At 37.8% G+C, this 23,672-nt stretch carries 18 protein-coding genes and 1 pseudogene; 10 read left to right on the plus strand and 9 right to left on the minus strand.

Annotated elements, in window-relative coordinates; translation table 11 throughout:
* From I8752_RS13470 to I8752_RS13490, 5 genes are all read left to right on the plus strand, one after another.
* Window positions 1-182: hypothetical protein (locus I8752_RS13470; RefSeq protein ID WP_214432833.1), on the plus strand; the 182-nt coding region annotated here is incomplete at its 5' end.
* 373 nt (window positions 183-555) lie between these two features.
* A complete protein-coding gene (locus I8752_RS13475; RefSeq protein WP_214432834.1) occupies window positions 556-798 on the plus strand; it encodes a hypothetical protein in 243 nt (80 codons plus the stop codon).
* Window positions 799-931: 133 nt separating this feature from the next.
* Window positions 932-2,110: a phosphotransferase gene (locus I8752_RS13480; protein ID WP_214432835.1), complete on the plus strand. Its 1,179-nt coding sequence runs from the start codon at window positions 932-934 to the stop codon at window positions 2,108-2,110.
* Window positions 2,111-2,325: 215 nt separating this feature from the next.
* Window positions 2,326-3,426 carry a T3SS effector HopA1 family protein gene (locus tag I8752_RS13485; RefSeq protein ID WP_214432836.1) on the plus strand — a complete coding sequence of 367 codons (1,101 nt, stop codon included), beginning with the start codon at window positions 2,326-2,328 and terminating at the stop codon, window positions 3,424-3,426.
* Window positions 3,427-3,651: 225 nt separating this feature from the next.
* Window positions 3,652-3,831 (plus strand): HetP family heterocyst commitment protein, encoded by a 180-nt coding sequence (locus I8752_RS13490; protein WP_318780842.1) that lies wholly within the window; start codon window positions 3,652-3,654, stop codon window positions 3,829-3,831.
* 223 nt (window positions 3,832-4,054) lie between these two features.
* On the opposite strand, the gene I8752_RS13495 is transcribed toward I8752_RS13490, so the two are convergent.
* Entirely contained in the window at window positions 4,055-4,837 is a 783-nt protein-coding gene (locus tag I8752_RS13495) for a peptidylprolyl isomerase (protein ID WP_214432850.1), read from the minus strand.
* A 1,113-nt stretch (window positions 4,838-5,950) separates the two neighbouring features.
* On the opposite strand from I8752_RS13495, the gene I8752_RS13500 reads away from it, so the two are divergent.
* From I8752_RS13500 to I8752_RS13515, 4 genes are all read left to right on the plus strand, one after another.
* Window positions 5,951-6,226, plus strand: coding sequence for a hypothetical protein (locus I8752_RS13500; RefSeq protein ID WP_214432837.1), 276 nt, complete (start codon window positions 5,951-5,953; stop codon window positions 6,224-6,226).
* Between the two features lie 219 nt (window positions 6,227-6,445).
* Complete coding sequence (locus tag I8752_RS13505) at window positions 6,446-6,718, plus strand: hypothetical protein (RefSeq protein WP_214432838.1); 273 nt, start codon at window positions 6,446-6,448, stop codon at window positions 6,716-6,718.
* Between the two features lie 183 nt (window positions 6,719-6,901).
* A complete protein-coding gene (locus I8752_RS13510; protein ID WP_214432839.1) occupies window positions 6,902-7,150 on the plus strand; it encodes a hypothetical protein in 249 nt (82 codons plus the stop codon).
* 246 nt (window positions 7,151-7,396) lie between these two features.
* Window positions 7,397-7,639 carry a hypothetical protein gene (locus I8752_RS13515; protein WP_214432840.1) on the plus strand — a complete coding sequence of 81 codons (243 nt, stop codon included), beginning with the start codon at window positions 7,397-7,399 and terminating at the stop codon, window positions 7,637-7,639.
* A 149-nt stretch (window positions 7,640-7,788) separates the two neighbouring features.
* On the opposite strand, the gene I8752_RS13520 is transcribed toward I8752_RS13515, so the two are convergent.
* The 8 genes from I8752_RS13520 to I8752_RS13555 all read right to left on the minus strand — a co-directional run bounded on the left by I8752_RS13520 (window position 7,789) and on the right by I8752_RS13555 (window position 22,843).
* Entirely contained in the window at window positions 7,789-9,336 is a 1,548-nt protein-coding gene (locus tag I8752_RS13520) for an HlyD family efflux transporter periplasmic adaptor subunit (RefSeq protein ID WP_214432851.1), read from the minus strand.
* 181 nt (window positions 9,337-9,517) lie between these two features.
* Window positions 9,518-12,637, minus strand: a complete 3,120-nt coding sequence (locus I8752_RS13525) for a peptidase domain-containing ABC transporter (RefSeq protein ID WP_214432841.1) — start codon at window positions 12,635-12,637, stop codon at window positions 9,518-9,520.
* Window positions 12,638-12,715: 78 nt separating this feature from the next.
* A complete protein-coding gene (locus tag I8752_RS13530) occupies window positions 12,716-13,315 on the minus strand; it encodes a helix-turn-helix domain-containing protein (protein WP_214432842.1) in 600 nt (199 codons plus the stop codon).
* Between the two features lie 2,105 nt (window positions 13,316-15,420).
* A complete protein-coding gene (locus I8752_RS13535; RefSeq protein ID WP_214432843.1) occupies window positions 15,421-15,822 on the minus strand; it encodes a HetP family heterocyst commitment protein in 402 nt (133 codons plus the stop codon).
* A gap of 541 nt (window positions 15,823-16,363) precedes the next feature.
* Window positions 16,364-16,528 (minus strand): hypothetical protein, encoded by a 165-nt coding sequence (locus I8752_RS13540; RefSeq protein ID WP_214432844.1) that lies wholly within the window; start codon window positions 16,526-16,528, stop codon window positions 16,364-16,366.
* Between the two features lie 1,491 nt (window positions 16,529-18,019).
* Window positions 18,020-20,422 (minus strand): GH116 family glycosyl hydrolase, encoded by a 2,403-nt coding sequence (locus tag I8752_RS13545; RefSeq protein ID WP_214432845.1) that lies wholly within the window; start codon window positions 20,420-20,422, stop codon window positions 18,020-18,022.
* Between the two features lie 37 nt (window positions 20,423-20,459).
* Window positions 20,460-20,624 carry a hypothetical protein gene (locus I8752_RS13550; RefSeq protein ID WP_214432846.1) on the minus strand — a complete coding sequence of 55 codons (165 nt, stop codon included), beginning with the start codon at window positions 20,622-20,624 and terminating at the stop codon, window positions 20,460-20,462.
* A 266-nt stretch (window positions 20,625-20,890) separates the two neighbouring features.
* The gene (locus I8752_RS13555) at window positions 20,891-22,843 is read right to left on the minus strand and encodes a GAF domain-containing sensor histidine kinase (RefSeq protein ID WP_214432847.1); all 1,953 of its coding nucleotides are present in this window, start codon (window positions 22,841-22,843) and stop codon (window positions 20,891-20,893) included.
* A gap of 181 nt (window positions 22,844-23,024) precedes the next feature.
* Here I8752_RS13555 and I8752_RS13560 point away from each other — a divergent pair.
* Window positions 23,025-23,672: pseudogene (locus I8752_RS13560) on the plus strand (cobaltochelatase subunit CobN); the annotation flags it as partial.

Raw genomic sequence — 23,672 nt, forward strand, 5'->3', positions numbered from 1 at the left:
TCCAAGATTCCGAAAGTTTTCTTCAGGAACTGAGCGATGTCGATTCCATTTTTGGTGGAACTGCCGAAGTTAGCGACATGTCGGGACTGACAAAGCTAGCTGAAGCTTGGGTTACTACATATGCTATTGGTCACATTGTCCTTATCGCTAAGTCATACAGCCATAATGACACTGTTAAATAGCTTTGTAGTTAACTACAATACTAGATGGCTCTTGAAAGATTCACTAGAGAAAGTAATCTATGTTTTGAACAAAAGGGTTATTTGATAACAATAACCTTAGAGAGCCAACTTGATTTTAATAAGTGATTTAGGAAGCAATCATTGCCAGATTGACAATATTTAAACTCTCTCTAGCTAATGATAAAATGTTGTTATAGCTGGAAAGCTTCCTAGAACTAACATTACTGATATTTCCAATTTATAACCAATACTTTTATTGCCCACACAATATTTACTTAATTTGTAGTTTGCTACTGACTTTAAGGTAGTAACGACTAACTGAATAATTCTCACACAAACTATTTTATCTATGATTTTTGTGAAAAGTAAATAAATGGCAAAAATCATAATTTCCGATCTGCATTCAGCTAATTCGGAAAGTTACCTAACCGCGATTAATGATATCGATTCCATGTTTGTATATGGTGGTGATGATGCATTATCTGAAATTATTAACTTTGCTGATAAGTTTCTTGATTTTGCTTTAGCGGCTTTTGCCATCTACAACATTTCGCTACTAGCAAAATCCTTCAATAGTAGTGAGTCTAATTTCTCTTCTTCATATATACCTCTTTGATGATTGAACCGTAAACTGACATGATGACCAATAAGATGTTGTGTGCAATCTATGTATGGGTAGCATTACTGTGCTTCTACAGTTTTTTGATTAACCAACAACAACTTTCATTCTGCTAAAAACATCTGACACTATGCCTTTTTTATTAAGTTCTCAAAACGTTCTAGAATACCTAATCGCCCTAGGATTGTGTACTCCAGAAGAACAATCATTGAGTAAGATTGAGCTAAAGCCTGCCAAAAACTTTAATTTATTAATTAGTTTGCCAGAGAATCGGCAACTTCTAGTGAAGCAAGAGCGTCTCGACCGAGAAGGGAAGTCTGTTGGTGAGTTTTTCGATGAATGGAAAATTCATAATTTTTTGCGACGATTTCCAGAAATTAGCTACATTTGCTCTTCTTGTTCGGAAGTGTTACATTTTGATGCTGCAAATTCCATTATTGTTTTCAATTATCTGAGTAACTACCGAGATTTAGCTGATTACTACACCAAGGAAAATCTATTTCCAACTGAAATTGCCAGGATAATTGGAGCTACTTTAGCAGCAATTCATCATGGAACCATTAATCGACAAGATTATCAGGAATTCATTCAAAATATTGAAGGTGCATCTAGTAAAAAAATCATAGACCTAAATTTGGGAATAGATAGGATTACCCCAGAAATTTATGGTCGAGTTCCTGCCGATGGATTAAAATTTTTTGCTCTGTATCAAAGATACGATAGCTTAGGACAGGCGATCGCAGATTTGAGTAGTGCGTTTACTCCTTGTTGTCTCACTCATAATGACCTGAAGCTAAACAATATTCTTTTATCCTTGAATTGGGAAGAGGCGATTTTGCCAGAATCGCTTGGATATGACAGTATTATTCGCTTGATTGACTGGGAACGCGGTGCTTGGGGAGATCCAGCTAATGATTTAGGAACATTGGTGGCTAGCTATCTGCAAATCTGGCTGCACAGCTTGGTTACTAGTAATCTGATTGCGATTCAAGAGTCTTTACGCCTAGCTACAATACCTCTACAACTGCTTCAGCCTTCAATTACGATGCTAGTTAGTAGTTATTTGGCTAATTTCCCCGAAATCTTAGAGCTTCGTCCCGATTTCATCGAGCGAGTCATGCAATTTTGCGGTCTAGCTTTGATTCGAGCTATTCAAGCACAACTCCAGCACCAAAAAACCTTTGGTAATGTTGGTATCTGTATGCTTCAAGTTGCCAAAAGTTTATTGTGCCGTTCAGAAGCATCTATACAAACAATTTTTGGTGTAGAAGCATCAGATTTGTATCCCACCAGTTTATCTTCTGTATAAAGCTAGATAAAGACAACTCATACCAATTCCTAATTCGTAGTTCATTCGTAATTAAGAAATTCAGATATGGTCTGGGTTTGGGGGTTTGAATGTTTTGCTGAATTTTAGAGAATTGGTATCGCGTGTACAAAAGGGAGACAAGGTAGAATTTCTTCCTCATTTCCCCCTACTCCCCCATCTCCCGCTACTCCCCCTTAATTCACAGGCCAGCCCTTATGCAACTATTAGATTCGCTGTCAACTCAACTTTCAGATATCCCAGAGTCATTACAGACATCATTACTAGACATCGTTTATAAGGTTGAAATTCAATCACGCTATAGTATTAAGCATCCAGACTACAAAGGATTTGAATTACCAGAATCGGCAGTTTCGCGCTTTTTGCAAATACCTTTGGATCTTCAGAACAAGTATTTAAGTCTGCAATTGCGTGGTTTTTTGTATGGCATTTATTACAACGGTTCAATGAAACTTTCTCTTGCACCCAATGCAGAAGAAATAAATGCACCATTGAACCAAAATCTAGAAAATAATACGACATTAGGTGTAGATGTTGCTTTTTATGAGCGCTTGCATACAAGCAATAGAGGTGAAGGCTATTTGAGCGATGATTGGCTTGTAGTTAAAGAAGAAATGAATGGCATTTTGGTAATAGAAAAGAATGGTTTGAAATTGCACATTGACCGCGATGTTCATTTACAACCAGAAGAACGAACTGCTACTGTCGGTAACTCAGTTGCCATCAAAATGCCCAAGAATCTGGTACAAAGCGCATTTTATATGGCAATTGGTAATGCAGCTGCTCACGAACGCCAGAATATTGTGCGTGTCTATTTTAACTTAACCCCAGAAGGTGCAGTTGCAGTCATGGAAAGTTTAACTAGCCAACTCAACTCCATACATATTCCTTTTTCTTTTAAAGCATTGTATAACCCTTCCGATTATGGGCGTTGTGATTCGGCAGTACTTTACTTTGACAAATACAACTATGCAACTGTTCATTCAGTATTAGAAAGGGTGTATGTAGAAAATCAATCTTATTTTCAGGAAGAAGTGCCTTTGTTTACCAAGTTGATGGCTCCGGGATTAGCTCTTGCAGAAGAACCAGACCGTAAATTTGGCGAGAAAGAAAGTTTTGGTACGCACCGCTGCCAAATTATTGCTAATGGGTTGATAGATGCTTGGCAGCAAGGAGATGATACGCCAGCAATTCGGATGTCATCGATTCTCCAACATTTCACTTTCCATGAAATTGCATTACAACGTCCTTACCTCAATGCTAATTCTGAGGATATTTACACTCCTTTACAAATATAAAATTCAATAACTTTGAGGTTATTAATTGATGAGTGATGCTTGCACTTAAAACCGCTGCATAAGATTAAAAATGCACACAGCGTAAGCATATCAATTTATTCTCGATGGTTGATTTACTTGCGCCTAACTTTACTAGCTTTAATTGGCGATTGGAAATCAAAATTTTACCTGTTTAGTTGTGACTTCCAGTCGCCTAATACCCTAAATTCTCGAATGAGAGGTAATATGATGAATGAAGAATTTTCTAACTGCGATCGACCTTCAGACAAAATAATCAATTCTGAAGAATGGGAACCTATTATTAAAGCTATTGTAGTTGGTAAGTATTCCTGGGCTTGTGTTTTAATTCTCTATGTTATTGGGTTAAATCCTATTGAATATATACCCTATCGTACCTATATGTGATTACTCAAAAATAATTGCATGTTTGCCAGAAATAACAAAAATGAAACTGATGATATGAAATTACAATTATATACTATAAAATCAAAGTGGACGCGGCTGAGTAACAGTCAATTTAAATAAAACTATTTAAATATATAAAAAACACAAAGAAATAAAACTTAGCATTTCAATTTTGCTATAAGTCTTTCTTTGTGTTTTGCTAATTACATTCTTATTGATAAACTTAAGCTGATTCTAGCAGTTCTTTAGACGATTGAGAATTTATATTGTTCTGAAGCTGCACTACAATTTCTACAGCGGTGAGTTGCTGTTGTAACCAGTTACTAAAAAAATCTCCCATTATTTTAAGACGTATATTCTCGTCTAATTGTGGTTTAATAATTTCCTCAACGACAATTATATGTACTCCTTTTGGTGTAATTATTGGCTTAATAATTTGTGGGGGAGTGGCGGCAAAGACTGCGGCTGCAATCTCTGGTCTAAAATCGTTACGATGGCGGATTCCTTGATAGCCACCAGCGCGGCGAATTTCTGGATTTTGGATGTATTGACGAGCGATTTCTTGAAAACTGATTTCGCCTTCTTGTAAGGCGTAAAAGATTTCTAGCGCCAAGTCCTCATCATCTAAAACAACTTCATAAGTTACAGCCCCAGTATAATCAATTTGGTGAGCATAAAAAAAAGGTTCCACTTTATCTGCAAACAAATGATTTGCTAATTTGGCAGATATGAGGTTTGTTTTAGCGATTTCTTCAAAGTCATCTAAAGAAAGATGATGTTTTTCTAACCAAGTCCAAGTGTCTTCTGCTTTGACCAGTTTGTTAGCCAAACGCATATTATCTGCTGCTTGTTGAAGTTCTTCTGTCTCAACTTCAATTCCTGCTTTCTCAGCGGCATCAAGAATAATTTTTCGAGTAGCGATCGCTTCCAAAAGACTAGGAATTTGACAAGATAACTTGAGATGGTAAATAATATCTTCGTTAGCAATATTTAAAACACCTATCATCATGCAATTCCTCCAGTTACACACTTAATTCTGAATTAGTTAATCTAACTTTTTCAGGTGAATTAGTAGCGTATCTATCATATTCACTTTATATATAATTTCTTGTCTCTATCTAATGATACTTTTAATATTTTAATTAACAGTTATTACAATCAAATTTATTAAAATAACGCTGAAAATTATGTATTGTATTTGACTGCTTATAATTACAAGAAAATACCCAAACATAATATCTATTAATTAACACTGCTTCAATATAATTTATCAGCTACCGAATAATAGCTACGAACAAATTTTGAATTAGCGATAAAATTTATACTTTAGTTTTATTTAATTTGAGTTATTTATATATCTGGTTTAATATAGTTAATTTTTTAGTTAGTTTATGATATGCTCTAGTGCTTATAAATCTATAATAAATATGTGTGATTATGTTATCTATTTACAATAGATAGCTCAATTAAAAAGACATAAAAAAGAGATAAATATCTCGAAAAAACTAAATAAAAGTAATTATCTGTAGTTATATAATTTATATTTAAAATATGGAAAATTGATATGACAACTGGTAGAAGTCCAGAACAGTACTAAGTAGAACAGTGTGAATATTTAGCTACGGTGTACACAAAAGTCGAAAAAACCCTATCCACAAAAAACTTGAGTTTGGTAGCACCATCAAAGATGTTCAGTGCGTTAGGACTTGAGTCCATAACGCACCGAACTACGAAACTAATATCTGAAGGTAATTAGTTAAAATTGATGCTCTTGAAGATTGCATCGTTCGCCCTACCATTGAAAAAATTTGAATTATTTGGAAGTTATTAATCCAATTAATCTATAAAATTACTAATCATTATACTGTCAATAATAGGTAGCTTATCTACTTTAGGTTATATATTTAATACAATATTGTATTAAATTTATCCAAATCTATTTTTTATTAATAACTATTAAATAAATCAACTATATAGACAAAAAAACTGTATTTTCGTCCTAAAAATATTTTAAATAAAGACTTTTCTATACAAAAATTTCATATATTCTCAGTTAATTTTTTACTGACTGGTGTAATAATTTAGAAGTTCGATATCCTCCTAATATCCAATCAAAAAAATGAGTAAAGTAATCATTTCTGATTTACGTCCTCCTGATGTAAAAATATTTATGCATGAACTAACTCCAGCGGAAGCTGAAACTGTTTTCGGAGGTGGTTTACCTTATATTTCTATAACTAATATTACCGATAAAGTAACAATCAATGGTTCAGGATTTACGAAATATGGAGGCGATGATACAGTTGAAGGTGGTACAAATTCAACCAGCTTCCACGATAACAAAATTAATACTATGGACTATTCTAGGTCTAATTATAATATGTTTTTTTATTAGTTATTGATAATTTAATTTTTACAGTTATACCAACACAACTCGATAGATAGATTTATTGATCTTGTCACAGAGTTAACGTAAAATTTTGTTAGCTAAGTTGTAGATAATTGCATTCAATCGAGTTGCATAGCTATTTATTTTAGGGTTGACAAATTCTGAGTAATAAACCCGATCGAGAAAGTAAGACAATAAATATTCTCCTAGTTTACAAGTAAGAAAATGAGTAAAATAATCGTTTCTGATTTACGTCCTCCTGATGTAAAAACATTTTTACAAGAACTAACTCCAGCGCAAGCTGAAACTGTATTTGGAGGTGGTTTACCCTATATTTATATAACCAATATTACTGATGAAACTACAATAAATGGTTCAGGATATATTAAATACGGAGGAGATAATACAATTGAAGGTGGCATAAATTCAAGCAGCTTCCATGATAACAAAATTAATACTACAGACTTTTCGAGGTCTAATTATAATATGGTTTATTAGTTATTGATAATTGTTACAGTTGTGTCAACATAAATCAATAGATAAATTTCTTGATGGTGTAACAGAGTTAATGTATAACTTTGTTAGCTAAGTTGTGGATAATTGCATTCAATCGAGTTGCATACCTGTTTAATTTGTGGTTGAGAAATTCTGAGCCACAAACCTGACCAAAAAAGTAAGACAATGACTAAAATGTTAGTTCCCAACTTACATACTACTAATTTAGAGTTACTTTTGCAAAATCTGACTCCAGCGCAAGCAAATAGTATACACGGAGGTTCTAGCTCTATTTATCTAACTAACATTAGTGATGGCGTAAACAACACTGAAAATACATCTCAAGGTTCAGATGCTTTCAACTATAACAATAATAAAATTAACACCGTAGACTATTCAAGATCCAATTACAATTGGTTCTACTTTTTTGATTGAAAGTAGATGTGCTTCGATTTTTGGAACTGATAGTTAGAGTTCCTAACAAAGGAACAGAGAAGTTATCTAAATAAGGATTGTAAATCCTCAAATTTAGATTTTTCTTAGAATCACTAGTTTTTAAGGCTTTAGCTGTATCAATTTAGAAACGAATTGATGTCTATTTGCATAACAATTATTCTGCTTTGCTAAAGTCATGTACATGTCTATCATCTCATGTAAAACCTGACTGAGGGGAATAAAACAATGACTACAACAGTAAATCATGAATCGCATTCTATTGATGCAAGCAGATTATTTAACGATCTAACATTGTTAGAAATGTCTACAACTGTAGGTGGTTCTGAGGTGACATTAAACAATATTCAAGGTGGTGTCAATAATAAATCAGATAAATCTAGTTTAAATAGCATGGACGGGAATAAGATTTTTACTATTGATTTATCTGGTTTAACCATGAATTTCATCTTCTTAATTGATATATTCTGAGGTTATGCTATTTTATAGCGAACAAACTAATAATTTAAGTTGACCTTGAAATGCAAAAAGTAGGGCAGGTGATAAAAGTCTGTCCTACTTAATGTTCGAGATACATGTTCTAAATTGCAGATAACTAAGAATTTATTCGAGATGAATTACTAAAGGTCTAAACCTCCTTTTTGCAATTTTTTAAAGGGGTCTAGGATAAAGTCAATCACTCGACGCTGACGCACAATCACCTCTGCGGTTGCTGTCTGACCAGGGGTTAAAGTGATATGTTTGTTGGCAGCTTGGATATAAGGACGATCCAAAGTGATATCCAACTCATAAGTTTCTGTACGGTCTTGTCCGTTCGTTTGAATTTTCGAGTTAGGTGAAATCCAACTGACATGCCCTGGTAGCACTCCATAATCTTGGAAGGGATAAGCATCAAACTTGACTTTTACAGGCATTCCCACTTTCAAGAAACCACTGTGTTCGCTAGGCATTTGCGCTTTCAAAATCAAAGGAGTATTGTTAGGTGCAACTTGGGCAACCGTCTGTCCTGCTTCTACTACCGCCCCGGATTTTTTCACAGGTAATTCAAAAATTGTGCCATCAATAGGCGATCGCACCACTCGTTGCTGTAACTGTAGCTGCAAGGAAAGGATTTGGCTTTGAGTTTGAGTCATTTCCGTTTGCAAGCTAGTAATTTGCGTTTGCAGGTCTTTGAGTTGTTCTTGATTTTTCAGCACCGCTAGTTTACCCGCTTGCACCACACCCTGATAGCTGCTTTGCTGTTCTTGCAGGCGGAGTTTTGCTTGCTGAATATCTGCAATAGCTTGACTCATCGTCGTCTGATAGCGACTTAACTCCTCTTGTAAACGCAACTGGGCTTGTGTAGCCTCTGATTTTGCTTGTTCTTGGGAGTTGAGGCTTTCTTCTGCTGTTTTCTCTAGTTCTACAACCTTAGTTTGCGGAATTGCACCAGCCTGTAAAAGTTGGCGATAGCGTGCGGTTTCTGCTAAATCTCGCCGCAAACGACTGCTAGCTAATTTTTGGGCAATCAAGGTAGAATTGATGCTTTGTCTAGCCTGTTCCACTAAAGCTAATTTTTCCGATTTTTGTAAGTTATACGTACTCAATTTGGCATCGACATTTTGCTGTGCCTGATTGACTTGAGCCATTTTTTCCAAAGCTTGAGCTTGGTTTTGTTGCTCTTGGATATTAATTGCCAGGATTAATTGATTTTTTAGCAAATCTAGTTGCGATCGCCTGCTAATTTCTCCTTCTAGCTTGGTATTTGCCTGTTGCAAATCTGTTTGCAAGACATCAGAATCTAGTGCTAGCAAAACTTGTCCTGCTTTCACAGCCTGACCTTCGTTGACGCTAACAGATTTGACACTACCGGCAACTGCAATGCCTAATGTTTGCGTTGCTCCTTTGGGTTCTAAACGCCCTCTGGCACTTCCTGTTTCATCAACTTTGGCCAGCATCGCCCAAGGTAAAATAATCGCTGCAAAGCTTGCCAGCAAGTACAGCATTGAGCGCGTCCAGAGTTTTGGTAAGGCATCTAGTAGTTCTTCAGTGCCGTAATACCAATCATTCGCCTCGGTTTCTATATCAGTTTGATAATCAACAACAGCATTAGAAACCTCAACCTGGGAAACCATATCTGGCTTTGGTTTAGCGAGTATGGATGATAAATTTTGATATGGGTTTGGCATAAGTAATTTAGGCGACTGGGTATTGGGGATTGGCGATTGGATATTGGCGATTGGATATTGGCGATTGGGTATTGGCGATTGGGAAATTTTTCTCCAGTCCCCAATCACTAGTCCCCAGTCCCCAGTCCCTAGTCCCCAGTCCCTAGTCCCCAATCCCTAGTTCATGAAATTTCCCAGGTTCTCAACCTGTAGGCGCTAATTGTTGCTGGTTGAGATAAAAGTAATGACCTTTTCTGGCAATTAATTCGTCGTGAGTACCGCTTTCGACTAGTAAGCCACGATCTAAAACCAGAATTTGGTCAGCATGACGCACGGTGGACAGGCGATGAGCGATGATTAAACTTGTGCGCCCTTTGAGAATTGTTTTCAGGTGATTTTGAATAATCCGCTCAGATTCAGCGTCGAGGTGGCTGGTGGCTTCATCTAATAGTAATAAGCGGGGATTTCCCAGTAAAGCACGGGCGATCGCTAGTCTTTGACGTTGTCCGCCAGATAACATACCACCGCCTTCACCTATTTGGGTTTCGTAACCCCCCGGTAGTTGCTGAATAAAGTCATTTGCTCCTGCTAAACGCGCTGCTTCAATAATTTCTTCGAGGGTGGCTTCAGGATGAGCAATGCTGATATTTTCACGAATTGTGCCGCCAAACAAAAAGGTATCTTGATCGACAACACCAATTTGCGATCGCAGCGATCGCAGGGCAATACTAGTCACATCTTGAGCGTCAATTAATACTTTGCCATCTGTCGGCGGATATAGACCCAAAATTAATTTAGAAAGTGTGGTTTTCCCAGAACCACTACGACCGACAACAGCTACAGTTTGCTCTGGCAGAATTTCAAAACTGAGATTTTCCAGAACGTTGGCATCGCTTTCCGGATGATAGCGAAAAGTGACATTTTCAAAGCGAATGTGACCGCGCAACCTAGGTAATATTTGGCGGGGTGACGAGTGTAAATCTTCTTCTGGCTCGGCTTCTAAAACATCATTAATCCGCTCGGTAGAAATGATTACTTCCTGCAATTGATTCCACAACACCACAATCCGCTGGAAAGGGCGAATAATGTTACCTAACAACATGTTGAAAGCAACTAATTGCCCAATTGTGAGTTGATTTTGAATCACCAACCAAGCACCAAACCAGAGTAATGCTGTAGTTACTAAAGATTCAATTGCAGAACTAAAGATTTGTAATTGGTTACTAACGATCTGTCCGCTAAAGGTCTTTTTAATTACATTATTCAACAGTTCTTCCCAATGCCAGCGCACTGTCTGCTCGATAGCCATAGAGCGAATAGAGCGAATACCTGTGAGGGATTGAATCAGATAACTATTTTCATTGGCTGAAGCATTAAATACCTCACGGCTAATGCGGCGTAAGAAAGGTGTGGCAATCAACGCCAGTAAGACAAAGGGCGGTACAATCAGCAAACTAAATAATGCCATTTGCCAGCTGTACCAAAACATCAATCCTACATAGATAAACACCGTCAGCAAATCTAAAGTAATAGACAGTGCCTCTCCGGTGAGGAAGCGTTGAATTTTCTGATTTTCTTGGACGCGAGAAACAATATCGCCAACGTAACGCGACTCAAAAAATGATAGAGGCAAGCGAAAGGTATGTTTGATAAAACCAACCAACAAAGCTAAACTGATACGATTGGCTGTGTGATCTAAGAGATATTGCCGCAGTCCATTAATGCCAACGCGGAACAATCCAAAAATAATTAGCCCCAAACCTACAGCGTTTAACGTGAGGGTGCTACCCTGTACAATTACTCGGTCTAACAATAACTGAGTGAATAGCGGCGTAATTAATCCAAATATCTGAATCAGCACCGAAGCGACAAACACTTCTAAAAGCACTCGTGAGTGAGGCTTGACTAAATCAAAAAACTGCCACAATGTTGTGGTTGCTTCTTCGGTGTCTTTCAGCAGAGGTGTCGGTTGCAATAATAAGGCGTAACCAGTCCACCCGGCTTTGAATTCCGCGTGGGTGAGGGTGCGTTGCCCGATCGCCGGGTCGCCAACAATTACTTGCTTTTTGTTGATTTCATAGACGACAATGTAGTGTTTGCCTTCCCAATGGGCGATCGCTGGTAAGGATTGTTGTGCCAATCGATCGAGGCTAGCTTTCACAGGACGGGTAGTAAAACCAATACTTTCCGCCGCCACAGTTAAACCTCTCAGTGATGCGCCACCGCGGCTAACGTTAGCTTGCTCCCGCAGTCGATTCACACTCAAACGCTTACCCCAATAGCGACTAATCATCACTAAGCAAGCTGCTCCACAATCCGAGGCACTTTGTTGTTCAAAAAATGGATACCGCTTAGTCAAGCGTCCCCACCACTGACCTGCCTTAATTTTTGGGCTGGGAAAATAGGCTCGTCGTTGTCTTTTTGGCTGAGAATCTGATTGCGGCAATCGCGGAATGTTGGAAGAAGACACGGGGATGGGGCGACGGGGGGACGCGGAGAAAGAAGAAGTTGGAAGTGTTTGTGAAGCATTCTCCGTATCTCCCCCTCCCCGCGTCCCCGTGTCTTCTTCCCCAGTCTCCATCTGTTGCAATTTGATTAACTCAGCCAATTGCGGCCAGTATTGTATGGCTGTTTGCCAATCATCATTTTTGAGAGTGTAAATAATTGTTGGTTGCGTTACCTGCCAATTTCCTGGCTTGGGACAGACATAGATGTTCCCTGGTATTAATGTGTGCCCGTCAGTATATAGCAGTTCTCCTCGACGCAATAGCCAGAGCTTAGTATTTTTGAATAGGTTGACTGGAAATGAGCCAATCTCTAAGGTGTGCCGCTCGAATAAAGATAGCGCTCTGAGTACCTCTTCTACAGAGCCATTCTGAGGAAGTAAACCATTCTGAGAACGTAATAACAGTAAATCCCAGATTTCTGCACGTTTTTTTAGGCGATCGCTTATGCTCGGATATCTGTGCATTATCTCTTGTAATGCTGCTTGCGGAACATAGCAAAGTTTTAAGTTCACAGAAGCTCTAGCGACATAAGCACTATACTTTTCTTCTGGAAATAAAGTTGACTCGCCAAATGATGTGCCTGTTGAGAGGGTAGTAATTAAGTTATTAAAGCGATCGAGTAGTCTAACTTTACCCCCAAGGATGATATAAATTCCTGCTTGCGCTGCTACTGCTTGCCAAAACTGCTTTGCTACCGGTGGTTCGACAATTTCCACCGCTGCTAAACACATATCTATTTCACTCTCTGACAAAGACTCACCCAAATTTTGGGTGAGTTGCTGTGCTAACTGCTGCTGGGAAAACGCTGATGGCATTTCCTGACCTCCAAGACAGTATTGATGAAAAAGGATGAAGTAAAAAATTTCATCCTTTTTCCTTCGGTTTTGATTGTTCTATTGATTGGTTCGCATTAAATTGAATGACCAATTTAAACTAGGTTCGCGGTTAGATTGTAAGTCGCCAATCGTAATCGCAGCATCCTGCTCTTGCTCAGTTTCTTGTTGATAGGAACTTTTACGTTTGGTGGAAAGTCCCATTTGTTTTAACAAACGATTGACATGGCGATCGCTAATTTCAATACCTAATTCATTCGCTAGATGCTTGCTTAACCATTGGGCTGTCCAATGAGTAAATGCGTATCCATAATCACGAGGACTGTTGCTAACTAATTCTTTCAAGCGTTCGGTATATTGATTATTAACAATCTTAGGTCTGCCAATCGGTCGTTCGTTCCATTTATGTGCTAAACCTGCTTCTGCTAAACCAACCCAGTAACGCGCCATCTCCTGAGAACAACCTAATGTTTGACAGATTTGGGTTTGAGATTTACCCATATCTGCTAATAACATAATTTCAATTCGTCGTCGATATTCTGGCTGTAAATTATTCTGCAAGTGTTTTAATAAAGCTTTTCTTTGAAAAGGCGTTAAAAACTTGCTTTCTTGTGGATCATAAGTTTCAAAATTTTTGAATTGACTAGAATAGTTTGACATAATTATTACCAATTACTGTCCACTGTAAAATCCGGGCAATCATGTCCGTTGTGCCTAATTGCAAAAATCTCCATAGCCAAAAAATTAAAAACTAAAAGGTATTTTTAATTTTTAATTTGGCATTTAAAAGCCAGAACCGATGCCAAGTGTTTACTCTCCTAGTATTTTGAATTAGGGGAGTTATTCCTAAGCTACTGCCACTTTTAACCCTCCATATCTTGCATAATGTGCTGTGCCAAGATAAGACGGTAATTAAATTTCTGGCGCATCATGGGATTTTCTTATTTTTTCCAGCCAGTAAAAATTTTGTTAGAGACTGCGCTCTCAAGAGGTAAGAGTAGATATTTCGTGAATAGTAGTTAGCAAACCTGACAAAATATGCAGCAAGCATAGCTGTTATTTTCCCTAATAAACAGCAGTTTCTGGTAAAACACTTAAAACCAGCGAGTAATTCACTCGTTAAGCACAAAAATTTGACAGTCTTTTTAAAGACTGGTGTAACGCCGGTATTAGTTTCAACCAATTACTTGAGTAGATAATTGCAAGCAAGCAAATTTGAGCCTTATAGTCATTCCTATTTTGAGGATGTTATTGAACTATACAAGACATCTTTATAAATCAACCTCAAGTCATTTAAATTGGTTATGTTTAGATTCCCAAAAAAGCTTGAAATCATTTCCAGAGATTGGAACCTAGAGGCAGCTAAGGTCAGGTATAAATACAAATCTACTTCTTACAATAGCGTAATACTAGCTATCTTGACATCAGCGGTTCATGAAACATTTGAAGTAGCCTAGAAGAAAGTTTCAACTAAAAAATACAGTTCCTCATGCTGTTGTCTTACTCCACTGTTATTTTTTTAAAAATTTTTCTCTACATAGTCAATAGTTTTTAACAGGAAAGTAAGTTTTTAACGAAATCTTGATAATATTTTTACTAAAAACTCACAATCAAATTATTTTAAAAAAGAGGGCTAAGTTATTGAGTTTTTTTGTTACTCAAACATCTATTAGCGGAAATTGCTGATTGATTGTAACTGTTAATATTAATATCTATATTTTCCTACTTAAACAATAATATCTAAACAATCATATCCATTAAAAGATAACAGTTAATCCATCTATCTTTAGCGATAAATAATATCTAGAATTAACTTGAGATATCTATGGTTTTTTATAAATTCAGTATCTATCCCTAGTATGAAAGTTAGATCCCAGATAGCTATACTACTTGTAAAGCCAGCTCTAAGTAGCTTTCTTGTGAATCCGAAAGCCTAGATTTTGATAAATAAAAAAATTGGAAGCTATTCCAGTTTGGTAGCTTCCAATAATTACTATAAAAATTGCAAGTTTATAAAACAGAAATAATCCTAATTGTCAGAATTAGGATTATTAGTCCAAAGAGAAGCGTAAAAGCTATAAGTTTTATCAGCCACAACAACGATTGAACCGTTACGTTTTCTAGTTCCCTCTCGGTAATAGTGCTAAAAAGCTTTTAGCACAAGCAACACTAGCCGGAATATAGAAAGTTCTATCTCATTTCCTCCACCACAGGGAAACTTGATAGCAAGCATTCAAAGTTAAGACTGGGGAAAGCCACCATTGTCACTCACTTTTTTAAGCTCGGACTTTCTTGGAAACAGAACCACCAGCAGAAACGGTATATCGTTAGTCTAAGTGTAGAAGTTATTTACTACCACAAGATACTGACTGCTTCAGCGATAGCAATCAGTTAGATTTGATAGTCAGATAATGATTGATGTTATTTTGGAAAACAAATTTACTCCTTAATATTTAAATAGTTCTCTATAATGTATAAGATTTTATAGTTAAAAACTTGCCACTTTGGCAGATTTTAGTAATAATTTTTTGTTTAATTTTAAATTAATATCATCATAGCGAGCGCATCTGATTAGTGACAATTAAAATATCAAGATTTCCAATTTCTTGAAGAAGTTGGAAATCTTACTTTTTACAATTGATTTAGGACTGCGGTACAAACAATCTGCTAATCTATGATTTTTGAATGACATAGCAGAGAATGAGGTGCTCGTGAACTGTGCAGCCGAATTTGTAATTGATTTTATAGCATGTCAAAGGCAAATCTTAAGCACTTTCAGGTTGAGGCTCGGATTTTAGAGATTGAGGCTCGTGAATTTGCTTCCCCAACCACTGACGGTCTAGACCTCCACTACGAAGGTCTTTAATTTTACCCAAGCAGCTGACTGCAACATTAGTATCAGATTTTTTGTCAGCAGATGCCTGAGTAGTTTTGACATTTTCCTGATGCTGTTGATGCGATTTGTTCGCTTGAGAGTTATCTTTGAGCAATCGGTTATAAGTGCGATAGGGAATGTAGTGTAAAGGATTGTACCCAGCCAAACGTAGTATCAAAACACATGCCCAAGAATACTTTCCGGCCAAAATCGCCTCAACTATTTGGTCGAATTGTTCGGGATTAATTTTTTTATTGAAATTGCCATTAATGCCGGGAATATCTTGATTCATAGTATTGATTGTCTTGGATAAAACTACTGAATAAGGCAGAAGGAAAGAAAGATTAAGGGACTTGCAAGTAAGAAAATATTCCATTGCTCTTGTTGACTGTTAACTGCAAACAGTCAACAACTTTAAACTGAATAATTTATTTTTTGGACTTGCCTAAAGATTGATTTTTTGCTTTGTTTCTATTCTGCATACTTATTTTTACCTAAATGCACTAATTACTTTGCAGCTATTGAATTAATACAAGTGTTGATGTTCCTGCATTTCTAGTTATTTCTATAACGGTTGCCGTTAATAAAATGACAATAATGCTAGAAATTGATACTTTGTTGAAAGCTAAATAGTGGTGAGGAAAAATCATATAGCTTAATCTCAAAACTGCCCTTTTGATTGAAGCTTTAAAAGTCCTGGGGTAGCTCTTGGTAGATGTAGCTTTGTACCCTTTAATATCCCAAATAGCAGTTTATTTTTCCCTGATATTTTTATTGTATAATTTCTCGGTTTAAAATTACGAGTGTATTTGCGAACAAGCAATATATTGATGTTACAAAATAAAAATTACTTGTTCTACGACATGAAAATCTACATTAGTATTTATACTATTTTTGTAGTTAATGTCATTTTCCATTTTAGCAGGTTTATCAGTCAAATTTACTGAATACATTTTGACATTAACTTGTGTCTTGTGCAACTTTGTACTTTGTCCCATATTTGTTACCTAATGAGGGGTTACACCCCTCGCCATATAGTCATTTTAGCTTTATCTTTTTCTCAGTATACCAAGAAAAATCACTATTAATTACGTTTACAAACAACTGATTAATGTAGCAACAAAAATATTATTAAAAAAATCTAAAATATCCTATTTAGATGTTGTTGAAAAAGATTTTGACAATTGGACTGAGTAAGATTTGAATCTAGATTGCTTGAATCTCTTTATGAGCAAGGTTTACATGTATATGCTATCTGGCGCTTTGGCATAAAAATTTGTTGTCAATCTAGCTATATACTTAGAAAACGATTGCAACAACTTTTGTAATTTGATTTTTTATGGTATAATTTACTGACCTTTTTAAACATAGCAAATTGCACATAGCAAAACATCTTTTGTTCGGTGTTAAAAAAAGACATAGCAGGTTCAAGTTGAACATTATTGATGTAATTTAGTAACTTTGAGAGAATGAATTTATTTAAGATGTTGCAACATTTATCCAAACAAAACTTGCAGGTATAGAGAGTAGAAATACAAAGTTTTACACCTGCACTGGTAGTTGTCTAATTTAAGTGATTGAAACTCGTGAAAATACTAAATGAGACTAGCGATAGAACTGTACTTAAGCCAAGTGATAATCCAAATTAGTAATTTTCATGAGTTATGGCTCGTTGCTTTGTTTAATAAGAATAATTCTATAAGAAACGAGAATTAGGAGATTATAAAAATGTTAGTAAACTGATTAATCTAGGCTAAATTTTGTTGAAAGCTGGTTTCAATTTTAGTTGCTTTTTCTAGCTACATATTGAAAACCCAAAATTATCTTCAGTAAAACTCAATTTTTATTGACAGCAGTAAAGCGATCGCTTACTAATGTTTTCCTTCGAGTTTAACTTTTAATACTCAGTAATATTTATGTAACTCTCAAAAATAGTTTGACTTTTTAAGCAGTATTGATTAAACTTAAGTACTTCTCATTTTTATACGGAAATAAATTTAAATATCGTTCAAAAGACTGAAATTTATTTAGTAATTTTAAATATATTTTTTTGATAAACATCTGACACACGATAAACATTACCTTTACCCACAAAGCGGAAAAATCGAAATTTTTACAGGACAATAGCCAATTTTGTACATGAGTTGGGTAATTTTATTAACACTTAATATTTTCAGCTATGATGTTTATTTTTTAAAAAAGCAGTCTGAATTCGTGAATCTAAAATCTTTCTTAACCTATTTACTTTTTCCTTGTGTTCGTAAAATAACCGGAAAATAAACCTAAAAATTGTAGTTATTTACTATTTTTGGTTTAGACAAAATATCAAGCAAAAGATAAATCGTAAAATATCTATAAAATTTATTGTGTATCTTTGGTTACATATTTTTGAAGACCAAAGGCTGTTTGGCTTTAGCTGTTCTTGAAGGTTAGGGTGAAATTTTATAGTTCATCCCAACCTTCCTTAGCCTATTGTTGCTTTATTTCTACTAACTGATAACTAAGTAGATTGCCCAAATAGCCATTGCTCGAAGATAAACACAGGCGCGGAAAGTACCAGCAGCAGTGATAGCTTCAGGAGTGCGGAATTGCAGTCCATTGTCATAAATTTGCTGCACTACAGCTTGTGTCAATCTCAATCCTTCATCCTTCATTCCCATTTGTACTAGAAAAGCGGCCAGCCCAAAATTGATACCCGTCCAAACTTCTAGAGGGTGAGTCGCTTGAGGATTTTCTGGCGAACCGTCGGGACGAACACCATTAGCTGCACCAAATTGTCCGTCATAGAATTTGAGGAAGCAAGCATCATAGACCGTTTTCAATGCAGAAAGGGCGCGATCGCTCGGTACAATATCCGGTAATCCCAACAAACGAGCGTAGAATTGTCCGCACAACTGATCTGCCATCACTACATCAGAACCACTTTCGCTATCTAAGCGGTAATATTGCCCATTCCAGAGTTTTTCTTCATAAATGGGGCGAGATTGTGCCAACCAACTCTCATAGGTGGATTTTTGCAACGCTAAGGCATCTATATTGCTATTATGATTTAACAAAATATCGCTAATAGCGATCGCAGCTTCTAAAGCTGCCAACCACAACCCGCCACAGTAAGCGCTTACACCCTGTAACCGCCAATCATCAAAGGTTTGGTCGGGTGCGCCAGAGTTTTCTGGAATGCCATCGCCATCCAAGTCAAAAGTTTTCAAGTAGTTGAGAGTTTCAACAATTGCATTCCAGCAGTCTGCTAAAAATTCCACATCATTAGCACCTGTGAAAAGAAAGTCTCGGTACACTTGCAAAACAAAGTCACAGCCTAAATCTTTCCACAAATTGCAATCCTGATAGCTGGTATAGTTGGTTTTCTGCCACACATGTTCGTTAGGTGCGCCTAAGTCGTGGGGTGTTGCGCCTGCGGTTTTACGAACAGCAATTGGACTTTCCGCCTTAATTGTGTAGTAGTAGCCAATCACACGGGGAGTATCGTCACTCTCAGGAATTGCCCGTGCAAAGGCACGCATTACTGACTTTTCTAATTCCGGAAACAGTAGCAGCAGCCCAAAAGAACCATACAACCGCACATCTAAACTTTCGTACCAGCGGTAATCTAGACATTCTAATACCGCAAACTGACCAACAGGATCGCGTTCTGATGCAGCACTCCAGAGAGTACCGCCACTGGTGAGGTCGTAAAGCTCATTAAATAGAGCCATTTTAAACCAAGAAGGTAAATCTTCTCGATCGAGAATTGGTTGTTGCCAGTTTTGGATTTGTTGTTGCCAAATTTGGTATTGTTCTAAGGCAGTAGATGCGATCGCCCAAGCATTTTGACCGTTGTTACCAAAAAAGTTTGTATATCTGCGGTAATAATTGACTTCCGCGGCAAATTCTGTTACAGGTAAATCCCAGGCGAGAACAAAGGGAATTTCCCAAGTTTCACCTGGTTGGAGAGTGAAACGAATAGCGATCGCCGCCCCTATCTGTGTATTATCTGCTGGAGTTGTGTCAATATGATTGGGCAAAGAGCCATTTGCGGCAAAGCTTTGCCACACATCTTCACCCGTACCGACAGGATTCCAGCGAGTGTGGTGAAATACTTCGACTTGAGGATGTTTCAGGGTAGCAATGCACCAAGTTCCGTCCCCTTCCTCTAAAGGGTCCTTACTACCAACTCTACCGAAAACACAACCAAAGTGTTGGGCATTTTCAACTATTTGATTATAGTTACCTTTACTTTCACCCCAGCGCGGCTGATACTCGTAAACTGGACTACCATCATCGCGTACTCGTACTTCAGGAGACTTGAGGGTGTTAGTAAACCAGCCCACCATATTTTGCCAAGTCAGCATGATGCTGAGTGTAATAGGTGCATCTGTGGGGTTATGAGCATTCCAGCGAAACACCGCCACAGGATAGCTAGTTTCTTGATAATTTCCTGCCCAGATAGGTGAAAACTGCTCGCAAGTTAACTTTGCTTGAAATACGTTTTCGTAAACAAACCAACTGCGCGGATATAAAGCATGATATGTACCTGTTTCCTTGTCTACAGAAGGTGCTGGATACCATTGCCATTCTTTAAGAATGCTATCTTCTGGAGGTTGAGTACACAAAGCGTAAGCTTGGGAAGATATGCTATTAGACTCAAATACACTAAATTGACAAGCGGGTACATTTTGAAAGATATGCTCGCCACCGTCAATGTGCCACAGGTTGAAGTCTCCCCGCGAAGAACGACCGATGCAACCCGCACCAAAGCCACCCAAAGGCATACCATACCAAGGGCCATCATCAATATTACTTGCGTAGCGAACAGTATAAGGTTTATCCCAACCTAAACCGATGAGACGATTCCAAGTGTTAGAGGGAATTTGCGGGGAGGTTTGATTTATCATCACCTGATGTCACAGCGTGCAGTTACGCTAAGGAAGCTTAACGCGATGTGTCATTTTTCTCAAGCGATTTGTTGAGACAAGATAGGAAAGTGCTGAGTGCTGAGGAGCCACTGCGTTGGGCGGCTTTGCCGACTTGAAGCAAGTGGCGTTGCTGAGTGCTGAGTAAAAACCTTGTGAAATCAAGGCTTTGAGTAATCAACACTGTTCTAACATTAGTGACTACGACTATGTTTTATAGCAGAATTCAAAAGTCAAAATTGGCAAGTTAGCTAATAAGTTGTCGTGCATTAATTTGCAAACCTTTTCGTGTTGACTGTTGACTGTTGAGTGTTAACCGTCAGCGGTCAACGAACCTCATGAGCAATCATGTAGTTTAAAGCGTAATAGCTAAGGCAAAGCTTGTATACTTCACCAACTTTAAATTCTTGATGTCAACTAACTCAGCACTCAGCACTCAGCACTCAGCACTCAGCACTCCTGACTCAGAACTCTCATGGGCTGTGCTGGTATCCAAACAGTAAAAATTGAACCAATACCAACTGTGGATTCTACTTCTATTCGTCCTCGATGGAGTTGCACCAGTTGTTTAGTTAAAGCCAGGCCGAGTCCCGTACCTTCGTAGCGGCGGCGATAGGGCGTATCGAGTTGCTGAAACTTCTCAAACATCAGTGGTAATTGTTCTTCAGGAATCCCAATTCCCGTATCTTCTACTTGAAAAATCGCAGTGTCATCTTCTACCCACAGCCGTAAGGTGACACTGCCACCTTCAGGGGTAAATTTAATCGCATTAGTTAATAAATTCCAGAGAATTTGTTCGACTCGCTCTGCATCGGCGTTAAAGCGATCGCGCTGGGGATTTATTTGCAAATCGAGTTTCAGATTAATTCGTTGGTTGGTTGCTTTTTCTGACAGGGACTCTAAAGTATTTTCTGCTATATTGATTAACGAAAATTCGGTGATATTTAAAACTGTTTTACCAGCCTCTATTTGTGATAAATCGAGGATGTCATTAATCATTTCTAATAAATGTTCGCCGCTGTCATGGATTGTTTGTAAATAATCCCGCTGTCGTTGACTCAATTCACCCAATGGCCAGCGTAACAAAGTAGAAGACATACCAATCACATAAGTTAAAGGTGTGAGCAATTCATGGCTAATGGTAGCTAAAAATTCACTTCTGACGCGGCTAGCAGCTTCGGCGGCGAGTAAAGCATCGCGTAGTGCCATTGTCCGCTCAATTACTCTTTGTTCGAGAGTTTGTTTTTCTTGAGTGAGCGATCGCATTAACTCAGCTTGATGAATAGCGATCGCTAATTGTTCGGCAATAGAACTCAGCAAACTTTTTTCACTCTCAACCCACTCACGTGAATTATTGCACTGATGAGCAATTAGTAGCCCCCAGAGTTTATCTTCAAATATAATTGGTGCTGCTAACTTTGCCCGTACTTGGCTTTCTCTTAAAAAATTCAACAAACACTCTTCTAACGCATAAGCTTTTTCGACATCATCCACCGCTAAGGTAAATCCTTGCCGATACTTTTCCCAACATTGAGAAGTTCTAATAAAGCAATTTTTTTCCGTATAATGCAATACTGATGGAATAGCATCTGTAGCACGAGCTTCATAGACAATACAGCCCCCATAATTCTGCGAGTCTTGCATAGGAGGTTGAGGTGAAATCTGACCGTTAAGCGTTGCTTGTTGGTTGACTCTTGAACTCTCAAATTTATATATTACTATTCTGTCTAATTCTAAAAACTCACGTACTTGGGCGATCGCTGTTGCCATAATTACTGGCAAATCTAAACTTTTGCGGATTTGGGTTGTAACTTGATTCAACAGCCGTTCTTGGGAAATCTGTTTTTTCAGCGCATCTTCCACTGGCTGACAAATATAAATCCCAGGCTCATTTTCACTCGAAGATTCTGTCAATTCCTGATTTTGCAGTGGCAGGAGATATTCCAATAACAAGAATGTAAATTTACTTTGGAGGGTAACATCATTAAGACCAATAATTTGCCGATAGCGTTCGAGATTTTGATGAGTATGCGAATCACACTCAAATAAATCTCTCAGTTTGGCGATAAAGGAAGCGATCGCCTCAAAATTAAATGTCAAGCTAACATAGAGTGCTGAGTAAACTTCTTCCTCCCCTGCTCCTTTGTTCCCTGGCTCCTCTGCTCCCCTACTCCCCTGCTCTTGGTTGCCTACCAAAAGCGCGCTAAAGCCCTCAGAAGCCACCAGCGTAAACCTTTGGATTTGCCACTCTACAGGTATACGAATGCGTGCTAGTAAGGCTTCTGTAACTATTAGAGTATTATTTCCTACCGTTTGAGCCATCTGCTGCAACAATTCTTCAAGTTGATTAAAAACAACTAAAGGCAAGTTTCGAGAAAAGCTCAAATCAGGGGAACTAAGCATTTTCAATGGTCTGGTAAGAAGGGTTGAAGAGCCAGTGCGGTGGGGAAGCAGTGCAGGAAGTTGGTTCTCCGACTTAAAGCAACTGCTGTCAGCTTTGCCGACTTGTAGCAACTGGCGTTGCTAAATAGAAATGTTTTGTAATTGTACTTTAATCAACAGTTTAAGACGGTAATACAAGATTATGCATCGTATAAACGCCACATCCGGAGGATGGAATCAATCAGAAGGTTTAGTTTTTTTAGAACAAACTCCAGCTCCTTTTGTGTTTATTACGGCTGCTGACACCGACATTCAAACTTTGGCAACTGCCGTCCCCAGATTACCTAAAACATTTCCTGCATTAAGAGTCGCCAATTTGTTGCAGTTGCAGCAACAAATAAGTATAGATTCTTACGCAGAGCAAGTTTTGGAGCTTGCCCAGGTAATAATTCTGCGCTTGTTAGGAGGACGTTCCTATTGGGCTTATGGTTTGGAAGTAGTGCAGGAAATTGTCCAACGTAATAGTACATCCTTAATTGTAATACCAGGAGACGATGCTCTCGATCTGCAATTAATTTCTCAGTCTACCGTGCCTTTGGGTACTGTAAACCAAGTATGGCAGTATTTTAGAGAAGGCGGAGTGGAAAATATTATTAACGCCCTCAAATTCGTCGCTGATAATTGCTTGCTCACTTCATTTCATCCCTCACCACCCCAGCCGATTCCTCGCGTAGGATTGTATCGAGGGGACTGGGGACTAGGAACTGGGGATAAGGAAGACAATGAAGACAACAGAAATAACCAAATCCCAATTCCCAATCGCCAATCCCCGATCCCCGATCCCCAATCC

The organism is Dendronalium phyllosphericum CENA369, assembly GCF_016056275.1.
Taxonomy (GTDB): Bacteria; Cyanobacteriota; Cyanobacteriia; order Cyanobacteriales; family Nostocaceae; genus Dendronalium; species Dendronalium phyllosphericum.

Bases quoted from the DNA above. Each gene is read 5' to 3' on its own strand.
- I8752_RS13510 (WP_214432839.1), top strand. From the start codon at position 6,902: ATGACTAAAATGTTAGTTCCCAACTTACATACTACTAATTTAGAGTTA.
- I8752_RS13540 (WP_214432844.1), bottom strand. From the start codon at position 16,528: ATGGGACAAAGTACAAAGTTGCACAAGACACAAGTTAATGTCAAAATG.
- I8752_RS13500 (WP_214432837.1), top strand. From the start codon at position 5,951: ATGAGTAAAGTAATCATTTCTGATTTACGTCCTCCTGATGTAAAAATA.
- I8752_RS13490 (WP_318780842.1), top strand. From the start codon at position 3,652: ATGATGAATGAAGAATTTTCTAACTGCGATCGACCTTCAGACAAAATA.
- I8752_RS13535 (WP_214432843.1), bottom strand. From the start codon at position 15,822: ATGAATCAAGATATTCCCGGCATTAATGGCAATTTCAATAAAAAAATT.
- I8752_RS13515 (WP_214432840.1), top strand. From the start codon at position 7,397: ATGACTACAACAGTAAATCATGAATCGCATTCTATTGATGCAAGCAGA.
- I8752_RS13555 (WP_214432847.1), bottom strand. From the start codon at position 22,843: ATGCTTAGTTCCCCTGATTTGAGCTTTTCTCGAAACTTGCCTTTAGTT.
- I8752_RS13475 (WP_214432834.1), top strand. From the start codon at position 556: ATGGCAAAAATCATAATTTCCGATCTGCATTCAGCTAATTCGGAAAGT.
- I8752_RS13485 (WP_214432836.1), top strand. From the start codon at position 2,326: ATGCAACTATTAGATTCGCTGTCAACTCAACTTTCAGATATCCCAGAG.
- I8752_RS13530 (WP_214432842.1), bottom strand. From the start codon at position 13,315: ATGTCAAACTATTCTAGTCAATTCAAAAATTTTGAAACTTATGATCCA.
- I8752_RS13480 (WP_214432835.1), top strand. From the start codon at position 932: ATGCCTTTTTTATTAAGTTCTCAAAACGTTCTAGAATACCTAATCGCC.
- I8752_RS13525 (WP_214432841.1), bottom strand. From the start codon at position 12,637: ATGCCATCAGCGTTTTCCCAGCAGCAGTTAGCACAGCAACTCACCCAA.
- I8752_RS13505 (WP_214432838.1), top strand. From the start codon at position 6,446: ATGAGTAAAATAATCGTTTCTGATTTACGTCCTCCTGATGTAAAAACA.
- I8752_RS13520 (WP_214432851.1), bottom strand. From the start codon at position 9,336: ATGCCAAACCCATATCAAAATTTATCATCCATACTCGCTAAACCAAAG.
- I8752_RS13495 (WP_214432850.1), bottom strand. From the start codon at position 4,837: ATGATAGGTGTTTTAAATATTGCTAACGAAGATATTATTTACCATCTC.
- I8752_RS13545 (WP_214432845.1), bottom strand. From the start codon at position 20,422: ATGATAAATCAAACCTCCCCGCAAATTCCCTCTAACACTTGGAATCGT.